The sequence below is a fragment of the Pseudoselenomonas ruminis genome (assembly GCF_008271295.1).
GTDB lineage: Bacteria > Bacillota > Negativicutes > Selenomonadales > Selenomonadaceae > Selenomonas_A > Selenomonas_A ruminis.
Genome location: NZ_VTOY01000019.1, coordinates 19,667 through 37,406, shown reverse-complemented (window position 1 = coordinate 37,406; position 17,740 = coordinate 19,667). Strand labels below are relative to the sequence as shown.

13 protein-coding genes and 2 tRNA genes are annotated in these 17,740 nt (G+C 52.6%); 13 read left to right on the top strand and 2 right to left on the bottom strand.

Translation table 11 applies throughout. The features are described from left to right. Positions 1 to 74: 74 nt before the first annotated feature. From FZ040_RS12935 to rsmH, 6 genes are all read left to right on the top strand, one after another. A tRNA-Val gene (locus FZ040_RS12935) sits at positions 75 to 151 on the top strand. Positions 152 to 262: 111 nt separating this feature from the next. Then, positions 263 to 339, top strand: a tRNA-Val gene (locus FZ040_RS12930). Between the two features lie 270 nt (positions 340 to 609). Next, a complete protein-coding gene (purB, locus tag FZ040_RS12925; RefSeq protein WP_149172379.1) occupies positions 610 to 1,902 on the top strand; it encodes an adenylosuccinate lyase in 1,293 nt (430 codons plus the stop codon). Positions 1,903 to 2,053: 151 nt separating this feature from the next. After that, positions 2,054 to 3,340 (top strand): adenylosuccinate synthase, encoded by a 1,287-nt coding sequence (locus FZ040_RS12920; protein ID WP_149172378.1) that lies wholly within the window; start codon positions 2,054 to 2,056, stop codon positions 3,338 to 3,340. Positions 3,341 to 3,670: 330 nt separating this feature from the next. Beyond that, entirely contained in the window at positions 3,671 to 4,492 is an 822-nt protein-coding gene (locus tag FZ040_RS14050) for a Cof-type HAD-IIB family hydrolase (RefSeq protein WP_187620347.1), read from the top strand. A gap of 9 nt (positions 4,493 to 4,501) precedes the next feature. Beyond that, positions 4,502 to 5,593 (top strand): 16S rRNA (cytosine(1402)-N(4))-methyltransferase RsmH, encoded by a 1,092-nt coding sequence (rsmH, locus tag FZ040_RS14045; RefSeq protein ID WP_187620346.1) that lies wholly within the window; start codon positions 4,502 to 4,504, stop codon positions 5,591 to 5,593. A gap of 818 nt (positions 5,594 to 6,411) precedes the next feature. Here the strand turns inward: rsmH and FZ040_RS12910 are convergent. Then, entirely contained in the window at positions 6,412 to 8,601 is a 2,190-nt protein-coding gene (locus FZ040_RS12910; RefSeq protein ID WP_149172377.1) for a transporter substrate-binding domain-containing diguanylate cyclase, read from the bottom strand. A 13-nt stretch (positions 8,602 to 8,614) separates the two neighbouring features. Then, positions 8,615 to 11,287 (bottom strand): EAL domain-containing protein, encoded by a 2,673-nt coding sequence (locus FZ040_RS12905; RefSeq protein WP_149172376.1) that lies wholly within the window; start codon positions 11,285 to 11,287, stop codon positions 8,615 to 8,617. A gap of 301 nt (positions 11,288 to 11,588) precedes the next feature. On the opposite strand from FZ040_RS12905, the gene sufC reads away from it, so the two are divergent. From sufC to FZ040_RS12870, 7 genes are all read left to right on the top strand, one after another. After that, a complete protein-coding gene (sufC, locus tag FZ040_RS12900) occupies positions 11,589 to 12,347 on the top strand; it encodes a Fe-S cluster assembly ATPase SufC (RefSeq protein WP_149172375.1) in 759 nt (252 codons plus the stop codon). 10 nt (positions 12,348 to 12,357) lie between these two features. Continuing rightward, positions 12,358 to 13,767, top strand: coding sequence for a Fe-S cluster assembly protein SufB (sufB, locus tag FZ040_RS12895; RefSeq protein WP_149172374.1), 1,410 nt, complete (start codon positions 12,358 to 12,360; stop codon positions 13,765 to 13,767). After that, complete coding sequence (locus FZ040_RS12890) at positions 13,767 to 14,600, top strand: SufB/SufD family protein (RefSeq protein ID WP_149172373.1); 834 nt, start codon at positions 13,767 to 13,769, stop codon at positions 14,598 to 14,600. The genes sufB and FZ040_RS12890 overlap by 1 nt, the downstream gene beginning before the upstream one ends. Then, entirely contained in the window at positions 14,593 to 15,828 is a 1,236-nt protein-coding gene (locus FZ040_RS12885; RefSeq protein WP_149172372.1) for a cysteine desulfurase, read from the top strand. Before FZ040_RS12890 ends, FZ040_RS12885 begins: the two co-directional genes overlap by 8 nt. Beyond that, on the top strand, positions 15,818 to 16,249 hold the full coding sequence (sufU, locus tag FZ040_RS12880; RefSeq protein ID WP_149172371.1) for a Fe-S cluster assembly sulfur transfer protein SufU: 432 nt from the start codon (positions 15,818 to 15,820) through the stop codon (positions 16,247 to 16,249). The genes FZ040_RS12885 and sufU overlap by 11 nt, the downstream gene beginning before the upstream one ends. Positions 16,250 to 16,382: 133 nt before the next feature. Beyond that, entirely contained in the window at positions 16,383 to 16,886 is a 504-nt protein-coding gene (locus FZ040_RS12875; RefSeq protein ID WP_149172370.1) for a flavin reductase family protein, read from the top strand. Positions 16,887 to 16,888: 2 nt separating this feature from the next. Next, positions 16,889 to 17,584 (top strand): Crp/Fnr family transcriptional regulator, encoded by a 696-nt coding sequence (locus FZ040_RS12870; RefSeq protein ID WP_149172369.1) that lies wholly within the window; start codon positions 16,889 to 16,891, stop codon positions 17,582 to 17,584. The last annotated feature ends 156 nt before the right edge of the window (positions 17,585 to 17,740 follow it).

The window sequence follows — 17,740 nt, the reverse complement described above, 5'->3', positions numbered from 1 at the left end:
TTTTGAAAAAAATAAAATTTTCTCTTGCCAAGAAATATCTATGTGTGCTATAATACATTATGTCGTTGTGACATGGGGTTATAGCTCAGTTGGTTAGAGTGTCTCGTTGACATCGAGGAGGTCACAGGTTCGAATCCTGTTAACCCCACCATTTAGAAATTTTGCTCTCGCTGTTGGCGGGAGCTTTTTTGTGTTTTGTTATAAAAATCCGATAACTATGGATTTTTTTAGAATAGAAGCGTATAATGGGATATGTTGAAACGCTCGCTTAGCTCAGTTGGCTAGAGCATCTCCGTCACATGGAGGGGGTCGGGGGTTCGAATCCCTCAGCGAGCACCATAGGATAGTTGGCCGTACGGAAGCGTACGGCTTTTTTTGTGGCTGCAAAGGGGTGAATCCATCAAATAAGGACTATTGTATTTTTAAAGATAGTTTTCGTTGACAGTGGCAGGGGAGTTTGCTATTATAGTCAAGGGAAATAAGGGATTCTCCAGACTCAAAATGAGGCCTGCACCCCAAGGGGAGAGGTCAATTTGAGTTTTTTCGTCGTGTTTTCACTTCCGCGGTGCAGTGACGCCGCCAGGAATTGATGAGGAGGAAATCACAAAAATGATCGAACGTTACACCAACCCGGAGATGGGCCAGCTTTGGTCCATCGAAAACGAATGGCAGCAGATTTTGAATGTTGAGATGGCTGCCTGCGACGCCATGGCTGAGCTCGGAGAGATTCCGAAGGAAGCGGCTAAAAACATTCGCGCTAAAGCGAAGTTTGATGTTAAGCGTATCAAGGAAATTGAATCCGTTACGCATCATGACATCATCGCTTTCCTGACCAACGTCGCCGAAAATGTTGGTGATGATTCCAAGTACGTCCATAAGGGACTGACTTCGAGCGATGTCAAAGATACGGCATACTGCATGATGATGCGCGATGCTGCAGACATCATCCTCGATGATTTGAAGAAGTTCCGCGAGGTCCTGCGCCGCCGTGCGGTTGAGTTCAAACACACGCCGTGCATTGGCCGCACCCATGGTATCCATGCGGAGCCGATGACGTTCGGTCTGAAACTTTTGCTCTGGAGTGCTGAGATTGAGCGCGATATCGAGCGCGTTGAGCATGCCAAGAAAATCGTTTCGGTCTGCAAGCTTTCGGGTGCTGTTGGTACCTATTCCAATATCGATCCGCGCATTGAGGAAATGGTGGGCAAGACGCTGGAACTTCAGCCGGTCCGTCTGGCTACGCAGGTCATTCAGCGTGACCGCCATGCTGAGTTCGTGACGACGATGGCTATCGTATCGAGTACGCTCGAGAAAATCGCGACGGAAGTCCGCAACCTGCAGCGTACGGATATCCGTGAGGCTGAGGAGTATTTCTCCCCAGGTCAGAAGGGGTCTTCGGCTATGCCGCATAAGCGCAATCCAATCAACTGCGAGCGCATCTCGGGCATGGCCCGCCTGAACCGCGGCAATGCCGTAGCGGCTATGGAAGACATCACGCTTTGGCATGAGCGCGATATTTCCCATTCCTCCGTTGAGCGCGTTATCCTGCCGGATACGACCATCAACCTCGACTATTGCACGAGAAAGCTTACGAATATCATCGATAAGCTGCTCGTATATCCGGAGAAGATGATGCACGACATGAACCGCACGGGCGGTCTCATGTACAGCTCCCGTCTGCTGCTGGCTGTTGTCAGCAAAGGCGTACTGCGTGAGGAGGCCTACAAGTGGGTACAGCGCAATGCGATGAAACGCTGGATGGAAGGCAAGGACTTCAAGGAGAGCGTCGAAAACGACCCGGATATCACGAAGTACCTGACGAAGGAAGAAATCGATGATTGCTTCGATTACAAATTCTTCATCCGCCGCGTCGATATGATTTTCGAGCGTTTCGGACTTTAATCTGAATATGTTATGATGAGCCGTGGGCTCAAATATTGAGCCCTTACGGCGTTATTATACCCGTAAGGGCTTTTTTGTGCCCGGCGGGAGGATTTACTGCCGCAGTTGGTCTGCCAGCTGGCGGACAGTAGTTATTAAGGAGAGAAATCTTATGTCAACAGTAGTAGTTACCGGTACCCAGTGGGGCGACGAAGGCAAGGGCAAGATCGTAGACTATCTGGCTCAGCAGGCTGAAACGGTCGTCCGTTTCCAGGGCGGCAGCAATGCCGGCCATACGGTTGTGGTTGATGGCGAGGCTTACAAGCTGCGTCTGATGCCGTCGGGCATCCTGTTCAAAGGCACGCATTGCGTTGTCGGCAACGGCGTTGCTTTCAGCCCGAAAGTCATGCTCGAGGAAATGGATGCACTGGCTGCCCGTGGAATTGACCTTTCGGGTATCCGCATCTCGAATCGTGCTCATGTCGTTCTGCCGTATCATTGCCTGATGGATGGCATCGGCGATGAAGCCCGCGGCAAAAACAAAATCGGCACGACCAAGAACGGTATCGGCCCCTGCTACATCGACCGTGACAACCGTATCGGTATCCGTGTCTGCGACCTCATCGACCGCGAGGAGTTTGCCAAACGCCTCAAGGAGAACCTCGAAATCAAGAACCGTGAATTAAAGCTGCTCTACGACCATGAGCCGCTCAATTACGAGGAGATTCTCGAGGAATACAACGGCTATGCTGACCGTCTGCGTCCGTATGTCTGCGATACGATTGCCCTGCTCAATGACGAAGTCAAAGAGGGCCGCAAGATTTTGTTCGAGGGTGCACAGGCTACGATGCTCGACATCGACTATGGTACCTATCCGTATGTTACGGCTTCCCATCCGATTTCGGGCGGTGTTGGCGTTGGCTGCGGTGTTGCTCCGCGCGCTATCGACAAAGTTGTCGGTATCGTAAAGGCATACTGCACGCGTGTTGGCGAAGGCCCATTCCCGACGGAGCAGCTCAACGAAATCGGCGACAGAATCCGTGAGGAAGGCCATGAGTACGGCGTTGTCACGGGCCGTCCGCGCCGTACGGGCTGGCTCGATGCCTGCGTAGTCCGCTATGCTGGTCAGCTTTCCGGCATCGATTACATGGCAGTAACGCGCCTTGATATTCTCGACAGCTTCGATGAAATCAAGATGTGCGTTGCCTATAAGTACAAAGGCGAAATCCTCAACGAGATTCCGGCAAGCCTCAAGGTACTCGCTGAAGTAGAGCCGGTATATGAGACGTTCCCAGGTTGGAAAACGGATATCAGCAAAATCCGCAAGTACGAAGACCTGCCGGAAAATGCCCGCAAATACCTCGAGCGCATGGCTGAGGTAACGGGTATCGGCCTTGGCATCGTTTCCGTTGGCCCGAACCGCGATGAGACTATCGTTCTGGCTAACGATATTTTCTGATTTTAGTGCAATAGAAACGCCCATCTGCTGGATTGTCAGCAGATGGGCGTTTATGCTATAATGTCGGCGGTGCTACTATTGCGGCAGGCGGTAAGTCTTAGCCCCAGAGAAGGGCGATGCGGATGACGAAATATGATTTTTTCGCGTTGATGCTTTTGACGCTTCTCATGATCGTTGCCATAAAGGCATAAGAAAACCGCCCTGCAGTCTCACAAACTAGGGCGGCTTCTTCAAGCTGAAACTATATGCGGGGCTGACCGTCTAACGGTAGCACCTTCTATACAATCATTATATCGATATTTAAGTTTTCAGTCAAGAAAGGACAGAAATATGGCTTATAAGATGTTAGCATTTGACCTCGATGGTACGCTCAATAACGATGATAAAGTAATCACGCCGAAGACGAAAGAGGCTATCATGAGCCTGCAGAAACAGGGCGTTGTGGTGGCATTGGTATCGGGCCGTCAGGCACCGGGACTCAAGCGCGAGGCCGATGCACTGGAACTTGAGAAATATCATGGTTTGCGCATTTCCTATAATGGCGGCCGCATCGAAGATGCGACGACGAAGGAAATCCTTTTTGACAGCAGCATCGATAACGAGACAGCTGTCAAATTCCTGCACCATCTGGAGCCGTGGCCGGAACTGTCGCCAATTGTCGATGATGGGGTATCCATCCTGACTACGGACGCCAGCCGTCATAAAGTCATGGATGAGAGCCGCAACAACAACCTTGGCATAGAAATCGTAGAAAATATCGCCGATGCCGTAGAACAGCGCGGCTTCAATCCCGTAAAAATCCTGACGGCAGCACCAAATGAAATCCTCGTGCCGCATCTGGCGGATATCCGCCGCGGCTTTGAGGATAAGATGTCCTTTGTGCAGTCGGCACCGTGGTTTTACGAAGGCACCATCAAAGGCGTAAGCAAACTCAGCGCGCTCGGTCATGCTTGCGACTGCCTGGGGATTGACCAGAGTGAGGTCATGGCTTTTGGTGATGCGCAGAACGATATGAGCATGCTCGAGTTTGCGGGCTATGGTGTCGCTATGGGCAACGCCTGTGAGGAACTCAAGGAAATTGCCGACGAAATCACGCTGTCTAACAACGAGGACGGCATTGCCGTGACGCTGGCGAAACACTTTGATATGTGAGGCGGCCTGATGGAACAGCAGCATAAACGGCGCATCCATTACAGCGGCAAATATCCGCGGCGCTTTGAGGAAAAATATAAGGAACTGAATCCCGAAAAATACGGCGATGAGATTGCCCATGTCATCGCCAAGGGCAATACGCCAGCCGGCATGCATATTCCCATCATGGTCAATGAGATTTTGGAAGTGCTTGCGATAAAGCCCGGTGAACGTGGTTTTGATGCGACGCTGGGCTATGGCGGGCATACCACGGCGATGCTTGAAAAGCTCGCGGGCAAGGGGCACCTTATCAGCGGGGATATTGACCCGATTGAATCGAAAAAGACCGAGGCGCGCATCCGGGCCAAGGGCTTCGGCGAAGATATTTGGGAGCTTCGCAATATGAATTTCTGCCAGATAGACGAGCTGGCACGCGAGGCCGGGCCGTTTGATTTCATTCTTGCGGACCTCGGCGTGTCCTCGATGCAGATTGACAATCCGGAACGCGGTTTTACCTATAAGAGCGAAGGTCCGCTCGATTTGCGGCTCAATCCTGAGGCAGGCATCACGGCCGCCGAGCGGCTCCGCGATATCGACGAATATGAGATGGAGGGACTTTTGCAGGAAAATGCCGATGAGCCCTATGCCGCCGAAATCGCGCGTTATATCGTAAAGACGCGCCGCCGCCATCCGATAAAGACGACGAAGGAGCTGCATGAAGCCATCGGGCAGGCACTGGCGAAGGTAAAACTGCCTAGGGAAATGGCCGAGCGTGCCGGTTACAGTACGAAAAAACAGGCACTAGCGCGGGCGGAACTCATAAAGAAAAGCAGTGCCCGGGTATTTCAGGCATTGCGCATTGACATCAATCGTGAGTATGAAGTCCTCTACGAGTTTATGGAGAAACTACCCGATGCCCTCGCACCGGGCGGCCGTGCCGCTATCCTGACCTTCCACTCGGGGGAAGACCGGATTGTCAAAAAAGCCTTCAAGGCCTTCCATCAACAGGGCCTATACGCTGACATCGCCCCAGAGGTCATCCGGCCAACGAAAGAAGAATGCTACCGCAATAGCCGCGCCCACTCGACGAAACTGCGCTGGGCGGTAAAAAGTGCGGAATAAACTCGTTTTTGCCGCAAAAAAGCCACTGACGAAAAAAGTCAGTGGCTTTTCGCATAAATTGCAGTTTATAGGTTAGTGAGTCTTGGTTCGAAGCAGCTCGTCGCCGCCGCTAGGGACAGTGCCAACACTACGCCAAGATGTTTTCCTAAACGAAATTTTTATCCTAAATTAAGCATCGGAAAAATCCAAAACGCGCTTCGCTTGGACGGTAGAATTTTTCCGACGAAGGGGGAGGATAAAAATTTCGTTCTTAACGGAAAACATCAAAGCTTCGTTTATGGCACTGTCCCTAGCGGCGGCTGAGGATGGAACAGACACGAACTTTTGCCTTCCCCCTTGGGGCAGGTGCCCCGTTAGGGGCGGATGAGGTAGCAGCTTTAGGTATTAATTTAATCGTAAGTTATACAGAATGACCTCATCCGAGCGCTTCGCGCCCACCTCTCGGGGATGCCACTGACGCCCTCAGAGGGGAAGGCATAGTAGTGTCGATTCCAACCCAGGCGGCGAGGGACACAGTTCCATAAGCGGAGCCTTGACGTTCCGCGTTAAGCAAGAAATTTTTGCCTGCGTTCTCGTTGGAAAAGCAGTTTCGTTCAAGCGAAGCGCGTTTAACTGTTTTCCAACTCTTAATTAAAAGGCAAAAATTTCTTGTAGCGGGTTGTCACCGGTGAAGCGTTGGTACTGTGTCCCTCGCCGCCGAAGAGCTTTATCGAACTCCCCCTCTCTAACCCACAAACTGCAATTTAAAGAGGAGACAGGAAAAGATATGCCGAAAAAGGCGATGCCCCGTTGATTCTTTTGGAATCAACGGGGCGCTTTTAATGCTGATAAAGTTCGTAATTGTCGCGGCAGGTTTCTTTGACGTTGTAGAGGGCGCGGTCGGCTTGGCGGAAAATGGTGGCCAGGTCGCGTTTGCCGCCGGCAGGGATGATGGCGATGCCGATGCTGGCAGTGACGTTGCCGGGAGCCCCACAGACAATGAGCCCGCGGGTCTGTTCAAGGATGATTTCGGCAATCCGGCGGGCATAGGCCTCGCTGGTGCCGGTATCCTCCTCGATCAGGAGCAGGGTAAATTCATCGCCGCCGAATCGGCCGATATGGGTGCGTGGTGGCAAGAGGCCCCGCAGCATGGCGGCAAATTCAATGAGGATATCATCGCCATGCTGGTGGCCATAGGTATCGTTGGCCTCTTTGAAGTGGTCGAGGTCGATGATAAAGAAGGCGGCCGTCCAGTTTTCGGGCAGGCTGTCGAGAATCTGCTGGCATTGCATTGTCATAGCGGCCTTGTTGAGACAGCCTGTCAGATGGTCCGTTTCGGCATTGCGCTTGTAGTTGTCGCGGTCTTCCTGCAGGATTTCCACGGCGTCAAGTGCTTGCTGCAGCTCTAATTCGCGCAAGGTCAGCGCGTGGTTCTTTTCCTGCTCGAGCCGGTGGCGGTAAATCAAAAATACGGCAGTGACCAGAATGATGAAGCTGAGCAGCAGGCCAACAGTAAGTGCCAACGGATGCTGGCTGAGTAAATAGACAAAGGAGACATCCGGGGTACTGTTGTGCTGGATAATCTGGGTCAGCTGATTCTGTGGCAAGCCCAGTAGGGCCGTGTTGACCGTATGGCAGAGCATCTCGGGCGCATCGGCGCGGAACATCAGGCAGAGCGGGACGGATACCGTAGCCGGATCGGCTATTTTCAGCTGGAAGTGCAACAGGACATTTTTGTTCTTGGACAAATAAGGCTGGGGCAGATACGTGCAGTCATAGAGCCCCTGTTCAACGGCATAGAGGCATTCTTCAGGATTGTTGATTTCGACGACTTTGGCCTGCGGATTGAGGCGCTGGAAGAATTCCCGCAGCCCCGCATAGCAGGTCGGTACGACGATGCTTTCCGGGCGGGCCGATTCGGCCTGCGTGCGCCGGAAGATTGGCGTAAATGACATCCAGAAGATGTTATTGGAAAACTGCATCATCTGGAGTTTTGGGTCGTTGACGTAAACGGCAAAAGCCGCTTCGGCTCGTCCATCGCGAAGCATTTGGCCAGCGCTTTCCACCGAATCAGTAATCACGGGCTGGAACGTGATGCCCGTGGTGTTTATCAGCAGAGTCAGAATATCCGGCGAGATGCCGTAGATATTGCCGAATTCCTTGCTTTGCTGAATGAGGGAGCTGAAGGTCCCTGGAAAGACGACGCGAACGGTGGGCGATGTGCGGATGAAGGCTTGCTGATGTTCCGAGTAGCGGGCCATCTTATAGATACTGGGGTCGAGGTATTCGCGCTTGAGGCGCGTCTCGAATGACGGATTGGTCATTTCGATGCTTAGGATGGCCTGGTTAAGCTGCTCCATCAAGCTCGCATGCGCCGCATCAGTCATATATTGCTGCGGGATGGTATCGACAAAAGTAATCCAGCGTTCGTGACCGGTCAGATTGAAAACCGTGCAGGCGATGAGCTGTACTTCGCCGCGATGAAGTCCGGCCGTCAGCTCCTGACTGCTTGGATACGTGCGGATGCTGACATTCCAGCCGTTGGCCTTGGCGAAGAAGTGCAGACGGTTTTTGAGGTCGTTGTCGTTGAGCACGCCAATGGTGGCGCCATCAAGTGTCGCACCGCGGTCAGCAGTAATCTGACTGTCGTTTTCATCGGTATACAGGCCCAGAATGGCTGCACAGGAATGCCCGTTGGAAAACAGATATTTTCCCGGTGGGAAGGCAGCGCCACTGACTGGCGCGATGAGGTCAAGCTGGCCGTCGCGCAGGCGCTGCAGGCAGTCGGCTGCACTGCCACGGTAGTATTCGTATTGCCAGTGCGTAATCTTGGCGATTTCTGCCAGATAGCTGCTGTTGTAGCTGGCCATCAGCCGGATGGCGTCATTGGCCGGTCCTGGGCGCATATCGTTGGCAACGCCGATGCGGATGGTTTGATAGGCTGGTGGTTCTGCTGTACTATGCGCAGGCAGCAGCAGGAGCACGGCAAAGCATAGCAATATATGGTAAAACTTTTGTACAAAGTGCATGGTAAAACCTCTTTTAAGATTTTTTGGCGTGTTGCTCGAGGAAGCCAGCAAATTTTTCGAGCGGCATCGGTTCGGCGAACAGGAATCCCTGTCCGAAGCGGCAGCCCAGGGAGAGCAGCAGCTCTTCCTGCTGTTTTGTCTCAATGCCTTCGGTCAGCACCTTCATGTCAAGACTTTTGCCAAGCTCGATAATATGGTGCAGGATTGTCCGTGCGCGTGGCGATTCTTCGGCATTTAGCAGCATTTGCCGGTCGATTTTCATGACGTCCATCGGCAGGTTTTGCAGCATGGCAATGGAGGAATACCCCGTGCAGAAATCGTCCATCGACAGGCAGAAGCCTATCTGATGGAGCTGGTTTACAATCGTTGACGCGTCATCGCGGGCGTCATGGGTTTGATAGTCGATGAGCGCGGTCTCCGTGATTTCAAGTTCCAGGCAGCCAGGTGGCAGCTGGTAGTCATCGGCAATAGCCTGCATGCGCTGGAGGTAATTTTCTTCGGAAAAATGCAGGCCGGATTGGTTGACCGAAATCGGGATGACGGGCTGCCCGTTTTCCAGGCGTGTTTTCTGGTATTGGCAAATGGATTTGAGCATGTAGTAGTCAAGCTGGATGGCAAAACCATTGTGCTCGAACAGGTCCATGAAATCGCCCGGTGTCAAAAAGCCAAGCTCGGGGCTTTGCCAGCGAACGAGCGCTTCAGCCGCGAGGGCTTCCTGGGTTTGCAGGTCGTATTTTGGCTGCAGGTAGACTTGGAACTCGCCATTTTGCAGTGCTTTTGCCATGAGGTTTTCCATCTTTTTTTGCTTGAGCAGCTCGTGGCGCAGCGCTTCGTTGTAGGTCGTGGTTTTATGACTGGCGACACTTTCCATATGGGCGAGCATCACGCAGTCAAAGAGGTGCTCGGGGGTGGACTCTCCGGCTTTTGGAATCGCGCAAAGTCCAATATGGTAGTGGACCGTCGTCAGCATATCGTTGATGACATAGGTACCGGCTTCGTTGGCAATTTTCTGGGCAGCCTGTTCCATCGTGAATCCTTCGGGCAGGCGGCAGAGGACAATTAGCTTGAAAAAGTCGCCAGAGATTGCATCCATCAGCAGCCAGGGGTTATTCCGGCGGATGCGGGCACCCAGCTCTTGCAGGGCTTTGTTAAAGGCCTGACGGCTGTAGAGCTCGTGCATGAAGGCAATGCGCTGGGCCGACATGACCATCAGGAACAGTTTACCCTGTCTTCGCAGGGCATCATACGCGGCGAGGTTCTTCGGCAGGTTCTGGATGAACCAGCGGGTATTATACATATTGACTTCTTTTAGATAATGCGCCTCGCGATAGAGTTCTTCACTGTGCTTGCGGCGCAGCTGCATGACGAGCAGCAAGGTGAGGATGATGCCGAGCAGCAGGCTGCTGATAAGGACTAGTGAGCCGATAGGATTGCGATAAATCAAGGATTGTAGCGTGTCTTTGCTTTGCACCGCATATATCTGGCGATTGATTATGCTGGATATTTGCTGCTGCGAAAGGTGCGCGATTTCCTTATTGAGGATGCGGATGAGCATCGGGTTGGCCAGATTGCTTACCGCGATAGCCACCTCATGGGAAAAGACGACGTTGCCCGTGATATAAAGGTTGTAATAATTGCCCTGATAAATATCGCTCTGGGCGGTTATGGCATTGACGAAAGTCATATCGGCCTGGCGGTTGTTGACAGCCGACATGCATTCGGCAACGGTGTCGTAATACTGCAGCTGAGACGCGGGATACATCTTCTCCATGTAATCATGGGTATAGAAATGACTGCGCGGGCAGGCGATAATCGGCTTTTCGGGTAGACTCTGATCTTTGCGCAGGACCGCTACGTAGTTTAAGGTAAGATAGGGAATCGTCAAATCGGCATTATGCTGACGGGCCCAGTTGTAGTCGGAATAGATATCCGTTACCAGGTCGATTTCACCGCGAGTGAGATGAGCCATCATGCTGGACTGGTCGGTTTCCGGGCTGATTTCGATAGTGATTCCGAGGTCGGAAGCGATGATGTTCATGATGTCGGCAATGACACCCTGATGCGTGCCGTCCTCCGTGAAGAACGTATAGGGAGGCTGACCAGGAGAGGCCATCGCCCGGATAATGGGATGGGCCTTTAGATAGGCTTTCTCTTCAGCGGTAAGTTCGAGCGCAGCACCGCCTTGGTCCTGGTATTTTTCCAACAGATGAAGTCCGAATAGTGGACTGATGCTGTTGAGAGACTGCTGGCTGGCCTGAATATTAGCCTTTAAATCCGGGCGCTGGTCGCTCAGAAGCAGCCAGCCAATTCCGTAGCCAAGTGGAATCGAAGCAGTGCCAGCTGGCGGTGCGGTTAATTCCGTAGGGGGAAGCAAGTTCTGGGAGACTTCTTCGCAGGTGACAAGATCGATGGCGCCGCTGTGGAGACGCAGGAGATTTTCTGCTGGTGTGCCCGGGACGTATTCCAGTGTCACGCCCATATAGGTGGCGATGTTTTCCAGCGTTTCATAGGTCATGCCATGGTAAAAGCCGTATTCATCGCGGCTTAAATAATTGATTGTATTGGTGTAGCCAACGCGCAGAACGGGACGTTCATAGGCGGAGGCTGTCGGGGGGATAAGCGTTATAAGGCCAAATACGAGCAGTACTGTGGCAAGATGGCGGTACCATCTCTGGACGCGGCCCATAATATCACTCCTAGTTCTTTTTTCCTGGTTGGTTCAATACGGTAAGAAAACCTATCTAATCATACTATAAGATATATTCTTGTCAATGGTGGTATTTCCTTCCAGCGCCGAAAATTAGGCCGGTTTGCCTATGGAAGATAATCAATGAAAAACATTATCAATTATACCATTTATTTATAGTATGTGCTGCTTGCTATTGACTTTTCGCATGAAACAACCTACAATGAAAACATCAATCCCGAGTAAAACACTAAGGATTAACCTGAATCGAATTTGCTTCATTAAAAGGAGAGTTTATATAATGGCAGAGAAGCTTTTGGAAATCAAAGATCTCCACGCTGGCGTGGAAGACAAAGAAATCCTCAAAGGACTGAACCTTTCGGTAAACAAGGGAGAAGTACATGTCATTCTCGGACCGAATGGTTCCGGTAAATCCACCCTCATGAACATCATCATGGGGCATCCGAAGTATCAGGTAACGAGTGGTACGATGGAATTTGAAGGCGAGGATATGAGCGGCCTCAAGACCTTTGAGCGTGCCCGCAAGGGCCTGTTCCTGTCCTTCCAGACGCCGGAGGAGATTCCTGGCATCACGGTGGAGAATATGATTCGCACGGCCAAACAGACCATCACGGGCGACAAAGTAAAACTCGTTCCGTTCCGCAAGGAGCTCAAAGCGCAGATGCAGGAGCTCAAGATGAAACCGGAATACGCGCAGCGTTATATGAACGTCGGTTTCTCCGGCGGTGAGAAAAAGCGCAATGAAATCCTGCAGCTCTTGATGCTGCAGCCGAAACTTGCCCTGCTCGACGAGACGGATTCCGGCCTCGATGTCGATGCCGTTCAGATTGTATCCGAGGGCGTAGCCAAATTCCACAATGAGAACAACAGCTGCCTGATTATCACGCACAACACGCGTATCCTCGAAAAACTCAAAGTCGACAAGGTCCATGTCCTGATGAACGGCCAGATTGTCGAAGAGGGTGGCGCGGAACTCATCGAAGATATCAACAGCCGCGGTTTCACGCATATTCTCGACGCACAGAACGAGGCAAAGTGAGGCGTTTTTGATGACAGAAAAGAAGAAAACTTATATAGAAGATATTGAGCGCACGCTCTATGACATCAAAGATGAAGACCGTTCGGTCTACAAAGCCCACAGCGGCCTGACGGAAGACGTTGTCCGCGACATCTCTACGCGCAAGCACGAGCCGCAGTGGATGCTGGATTTCCGTCTGAAATCTTTGGATGTATACAACTCCCTCGAGCTGCCGACCTGGGGGCCGAGCCTTGACGAACTGCACATGGACGACATTGTCACCTACGTCCAGCCGGATGCCAAGATGACCGGCAGCTGGGAAGAGGTGCCGGAAGACATCAAGGATACCTTTGATCGTCTGGGCATTCCCGAGGCGGAAAAGACCTCACTGGGCGGTGTCGGTGCACAGTACGACTCGGAGGTCGTCTACCATTCCATTCAGGAAGACATGGTCAAACAGGGTGTCATCTACACCGACATGGAAACGGCAGTCCGCGAACATGAGGACATCGTCAAGGAGTACTTCATGACGCTGGTACCGCCGAAGGACCATAAATTTGCGGCTCTGCACGGCGCGGTCTGGTCGGGCGGTTCGTTCGTCTATGTCCCGGCTGGCGTTCATGTTGAGATGCCGCTTCAGAGTTATTTCCGCCTTAACGCCGCTGGTGCCGGCCAGTTCGAGCACACATTGATTATCGTGGAGCCGGGGGCCAGCCTGCACTTTATCGAGGGCTGCTCGGCACCAAAGCACAACGTCACAAACCTCCATGCCGGCTGCGTGGAACTGTTCGTCAAGGATGGAGCGAGACTTCGTTATTCGACGATTGAGAACTGGTCCCGCAACATGATGAACCTCAATACGAAGCGCGCTCTGGTCGAAAAAGACGGCATCATTGAGTGGGTATCGGGTTCGTTTGGTTCCCATATTTCGTGCCTCTATCCGTGCAGCGTGCTGCATGGCGAGAATGCCCGCTGTGAGTTTACTGGTGTCACCTTCGCTTCGAAGGGGCAGAATCTCGACACCGGTGCCAGCGTCATCCATGCCGCACCGCATACGTCGGCCAATATCAATACGCGCACGATTTCGAAGGCAGGCGGCATGGCAACGTACCGCAGTGCCGTCAAAGTCACGAAGAACGCACCGTTTGCCAAGTGCTCGGTCAACTGTGAATCGCTGATGCTCGACAACCTTTCCCGCAGTGATACGCTGCCGGTCATGGATATCGAGGGCGATGAGGCCGATATCGGTCATGAGGCAAAAATCGGCCGCATCAGCGATGAGGCGATTTTCTACCTCACGAGCCGCGGTATCGATGAAGAGGAAGCACGGGCTATGATTGTCCGCGGGTTCGTTGAACCGATCGCCAAGGAGCTGCCGCTCGAGTACGCTCTGGAGATGAATAACCTCGTAAATATTGAGTTGGAAGGGACTATCGGCTAATGGATGATAAAATTTTTTCTGAGATTCCGATGCGCACCTGGCGCTGGCTGGGCGTAAATGAAGCCCGGGTTCCGGAAAACCTCAGTGATAACGTAAAGAAACAACAGATTCTCGTGGAAGCCGGGCAGAAGGATGAAGTTGTCCTGGTTAACCGCGAGGGCAGCCAGCTGGAAGTACAGGTGCATATCGCCGATGGCGGTGAACTGCATCTGGTCAATGCGCAGCTGGTTCCGGCAGATACGGCTGTCACCAGCCGCGTAAAAGTATACGTGGGCAAGGGGGCGAAATTCAGCTATACCACGGTCGAGGCCGGGGCCCGTCATACGGCGGCCGAGCTCACGGTGGATATGGCTGGCGACGACAGCGTCAGTGATATCTGGGGCCTTTACTTTGGCGATGGCGAGAGCAAGATTGACCTCAACTACGTCATCCGCCAGAAAGGCCGCCGCACGGATGCCAACATGCAGGTTCGTGGTGCCCTGCTCGGAAAGAGTGAGAAAATCTTCCGCGGAACGCTGGATTTCCTCGAAGGTTCCAAGGGCTCGGTGGGCCGCGAGAATGAGGAAGTGGTTCTGCTTTCGCCGCAGGTCCGCAACCGCAGTGTCCCGGTCATGCTCTCCCATGAGGATGACGTAGATGGCCACCATGCCGTAAGTGTTGGCAAGATTGACGAAGGCAAACTGTTCTACCTCATGAGCCGCGGCCTTGATATGGCAGATGCACAGCGCTTGATTGTCGAGGCATCTTTCAATCCGGTTATCGACCGCATTAACGACGAGGCGCTCAAAGAGGAGATTGACAAAGTATTGATGGGGAGGCTTGTAAATGGCTGATGTACAGGAATTTCTCAAAGATTTCCCCCTGCTGAACGGAGAAATTGACGGCAAGCATATTGCTTATCTCGATAATGGTGCAACGACCCAGAAGCCGCATCAGGTGATTCAGTCGATTTGCGGCTATTATGGCGGCTGCAATGCCAATCCGCATCGCGGCGCCTATGCCCTGTCGGTTAAGGCTACGGATATTTACGAGTCGGCCCGCAAGCGCACGGCTCAGTTTATCAAGGCCAAACGTCCGGCAGAAATTATCTTCACGAAAAATGCCACCGAGGCATTGAACCTGGTGGCATACAGCTATGGCCTTCAGAATGTCGGGGCTGGTGATGAAATTGTCATCAGCATTTCGGAGCATCACAGCAATTTGGTTCCCTGGCAGTTCGTGGCCAAGGCCAAGGGCGCAACGCTCAAATACATCTATCTGGAGGAAGATGGCAACCTTTCGCAGGAAGACATCGAGACTAAGATTACTGAGCGCACGAAGATTGTCGCCGTGACGCAGGTCTCCAATGTGCTGGGACTCAAAAATGATGTGAAATCCATTGTCAAAAAGGCGCACAGCGTTGGCGCTGTCTGCGTGGTAGACGGTTCCCAGAGCGTTGCGCACATGGCCGTAGATGTTCAGGACCTCGACTGCGATTTCTTCGCGTTCTCGGGGCATAAGATGCTCTCGCCGATGGGCATTGGCGTTCTCTATGGCAAATACGAGATTCTCGATGCGATGGAGCCGTTCCTGCGCGGTGGCGATATGATAGAATACGTTCAGGAGCAGGAATCGACCTGGGCGGAACTGCCGTCCAAGTTCGAGGCTGGCACGCAGAACGTCGGTGGTGCCGCCGGCCTTACGGCAGCTATTGACTACCTGGAGGGCATCACCTTCGACCGCATTGAGGCCATCGAAAAGGACCTCGTGGATTATGCCCTGCCGCAGCTTCGGGAGCTTCCGTATATCGAGCTCTATGGCTGTGACAGCAAACAGGACAACAAGACGGGTATCATTGCCTTCAACATCAAGGATGTTCATCCCCACGATGTGGCGACGATTCTCGACAACGACGGGGTAGCTGTTCGCGCCGGGCACCATTGTGCTCAGCCGCTCCACCGCTATCTCCAGCAGAATGCAAGCTGCCGCGCCAGCTTCTATCTGTACAATACGCGCGAAGATATCGACCGTTGGATTGCCGCATTGAAGAAAGTAAGAGGTGTTCTTGGCTATGGCGCTTGATGATGTATATACGGAGGTCCTGGGTGAGCACAGCCGCAATCCGGACCACAAACACCACCTGGCTTGTGCGACCTGCACGATGAAGGGACACAACCCGAGCTGCGGCGATGAAATCACGCTGGAGCTCAACGTCGAAGACGGCATGGTCAAAGAGGCTGCCTTCACGGGCGTCGGCTGCGCGATTTCCCAGGCCAGCACGGATATCATGGCTGAACTGATTCGCGGCAAATCCGTGGAAGAAGCCCGCGGTCTGGCGCAGAAATTCATCAGCATGATTAAGGGGGAAATAACCGACGAGGAAGAGCTCGAGGAACTCGATGAGGCGCTGGCGCTCAAAAACGTAGCGCATATGCCGGCCCGCGTTAAATGTGCGGTACTCGCATGGCATACCCTTGACGATGCCCTGAAATCGGATAAATAATACCGAATAAGAATAACTTATCCACAAAATGTTGAGGATATCCACGGCAGAACTGTGGATAACTACAATGCTTTGTGGATTTCTTGTATAAAAATGTGGATGACAGCTTTGACGAGGAAAGGAAGAAGAACAAATGGCAGTAAAAGAAATCAAACCCGAAGAGTTTAACGAAAATGTATTTCAGGTTATCGGCAAAGAATGGATGCTGGTCACTGGCGAAGCCGAGGGCAAATCCAATGCCATGACGGCCTCCTGGGGCGGTATGGGCATTCTCTGGGGCAAACCGGTAGCATTCGTATTTATCCGTCCGAGCCGTTACACGAAGCAGTTTGTCGATAAAGCCGATGGCCTGACGCTGTCCGTATTCAAAGAAGACCGCCGCAAGATGATGAGCTACTTCGGCACGGTATCGGGCCGCGATGAGGATAAGATTGCCAAAGCCGGCCTGACGGTCAAGCATGAGAACGGCATGACCTATTTCGAGGAAGCGCGGGTGACGATGTTCTGCCGCAAGCTTTACGCGCAGGAGATGGAGCAGCAGTGCTTTATCGATAAAGCCAGCGATGAGAAGTGGAACAACAACGACTACCACACGATGTATGTCGTCGAGATTGAAAAGATTCTCGTTGAGGAATAAGCATGGGCTGTGATAAGGAAAAATTAACGGCGGTGATGCAAAGCTGTACGCTTTGTGCCGGTATGGACGAGGCGGAGATCGGCGAGTTGCTGGACTCGTCCCAGGTGCGCATCAAAGAATACAGCAAGGGCGATATCGTCTTTCGCGACGGGGAGATGCCGCGCTGTATCTACATCCTGCTCTCAGGGGAAGTCCATATTTTGAAGGATACCTTTTCGGGGCGTCAGATTTTCCTGTCGGAAATCAATGAGGCCGGCGACATGTTTGGCGAGGTCTACGATGTTTTAGGCCAGCCTTATGATATGTATGTGGAGGCGGCAGTCCCGTCGAAGGTTTTGGAGATTTCCAGCCATTTGCTGAGCTTTGGTGCCGGGGGCACGATGACGAAAAGTGCCCTGATGGTCCAGCAGAATCTCATGCGCATCTTTGCCCGCAAGGCGTATTTTATGCAGGGCAAGATTAAAGTACTGGCCAGTGGCAGCCTGCGGGAGAAAATCGTCCGCTTCCTGTTCCAGAACCTGGGGCAGGACGGGAGTGTGAAGCTTGCCATCAGCCGTGAATACATGGCCGCCTATCTGGCGGCTACGCGGCCCTCACTGTCGCGGGAACTCTCGGCTATGGACCGGGAGGGAATCCTCGCTGTGGACGGAAAGCATATCCGCGTGCTCGATATGGAGCGCTTCGAGGAATATTTATAAACAGAAAAAAGCGACATGCTGTGGGGGCATGTCGCTTTTTTCGAGAGAATTAGAGATTTAGGAATCGAATGTATGTAAATCCTTCTGGGGAAGAAGAATTACCATAAGGTAGTTGCATCAGGTATCTCCTGACTACAAGTAATAGTATACTGAGGC

Excerpts from the sequence above, each read along its gene's own strand:
- FZ040_RS12910 (WP_149172377.1), bottom strand. The coding sequence starts at position 8,601 with ATGCACTTTGTACAAAAGTTTTACCATATATTGCTATGCTTTGCCGTG.
- FZ040_RS12905 (WP_149172376.1), bottom strand. The coding sequence starts at position 11,287 with ATGGGCCGCGTCCAGAGATGGTACCGCCATCTTGCCACAGTACTGCTC.
- FZ040_RS12920 (WP_149172378.1), top strand. The coding sequence starts at position 2,054 with ATGTCAACAGTAGTAGTTACCGGTACCCAGTGGGGCGACGAAGGCAAG.
- sufC (WP_149172375.1), top strand. The coding sequence starts at position 11,589 with ATGGCAGAGAAGCTTTTGGAAATCAAAGATCTCCACGCTGGCGTGGAA.
- sufU (WP_149172371.1), top strand. The coding sequence starts at position 15,818 with ATGGCGCTTGATGATGTATATACGGAGGTCCTGGGTGAGCACAGCCGC.
- sufB (WP_149172374.1), top strand. The coding sequence starts at position 12,358 with ATGACAGAAAAGAAGAAAACTTATATAGAAGATATTGAGCGCACGCTC.
- FZ040_RS12870 (WP_149172369.1), top strand. The coding sequence starts at position 16,889 with ATGGGCTGTGATAAGGAAAAATTAACGGCGGTGATGCAAAGCTGTACG.
- purB (WP_149172379.1), top strand. The coding sequence starts at position 610 with ATGATCGAACGTTACACCAACCCGGAGATGGGCCAGCTTTGGTCCATC.
- rsmH (WP_187620346.1), top strand. The coding sequence starts at position 4,502 with ATGGAACAGCAGCATAAACGGCGCATCCATTACAGCGGCAAATATCCG.
- FZ040_RS12885 (WP_149172372.1), top strand. The coding sequence starts at position 14,593 with ATGGCTGATGTACAGGAATTTCTCAAAGATTTCCCCCTGCTGAACGGA.
- FZ040_RS14050 (WP_187620347.1), top strand. The coding sequence starts at position 3,671 with ATGGCTTATAAGATGTTAGCATTTGACCTCGATGGTACGCTCAATAAC.
- FZ040_RS12890 (WP_149172373.1), top strand. The coding sequence starts at position 13,767 with ATGGATGATAAAATTTTTTCTGAGATTCCGATGCGCACCTGGCGCTGG.
- FZ040_RS12875 (WP_149172370.1), top strand. The coding sequence starts at position 16,383 with ATGGCAGTAAAAGAAATCAAACCCGAAGAGTTTAACGAAAATGTATTT.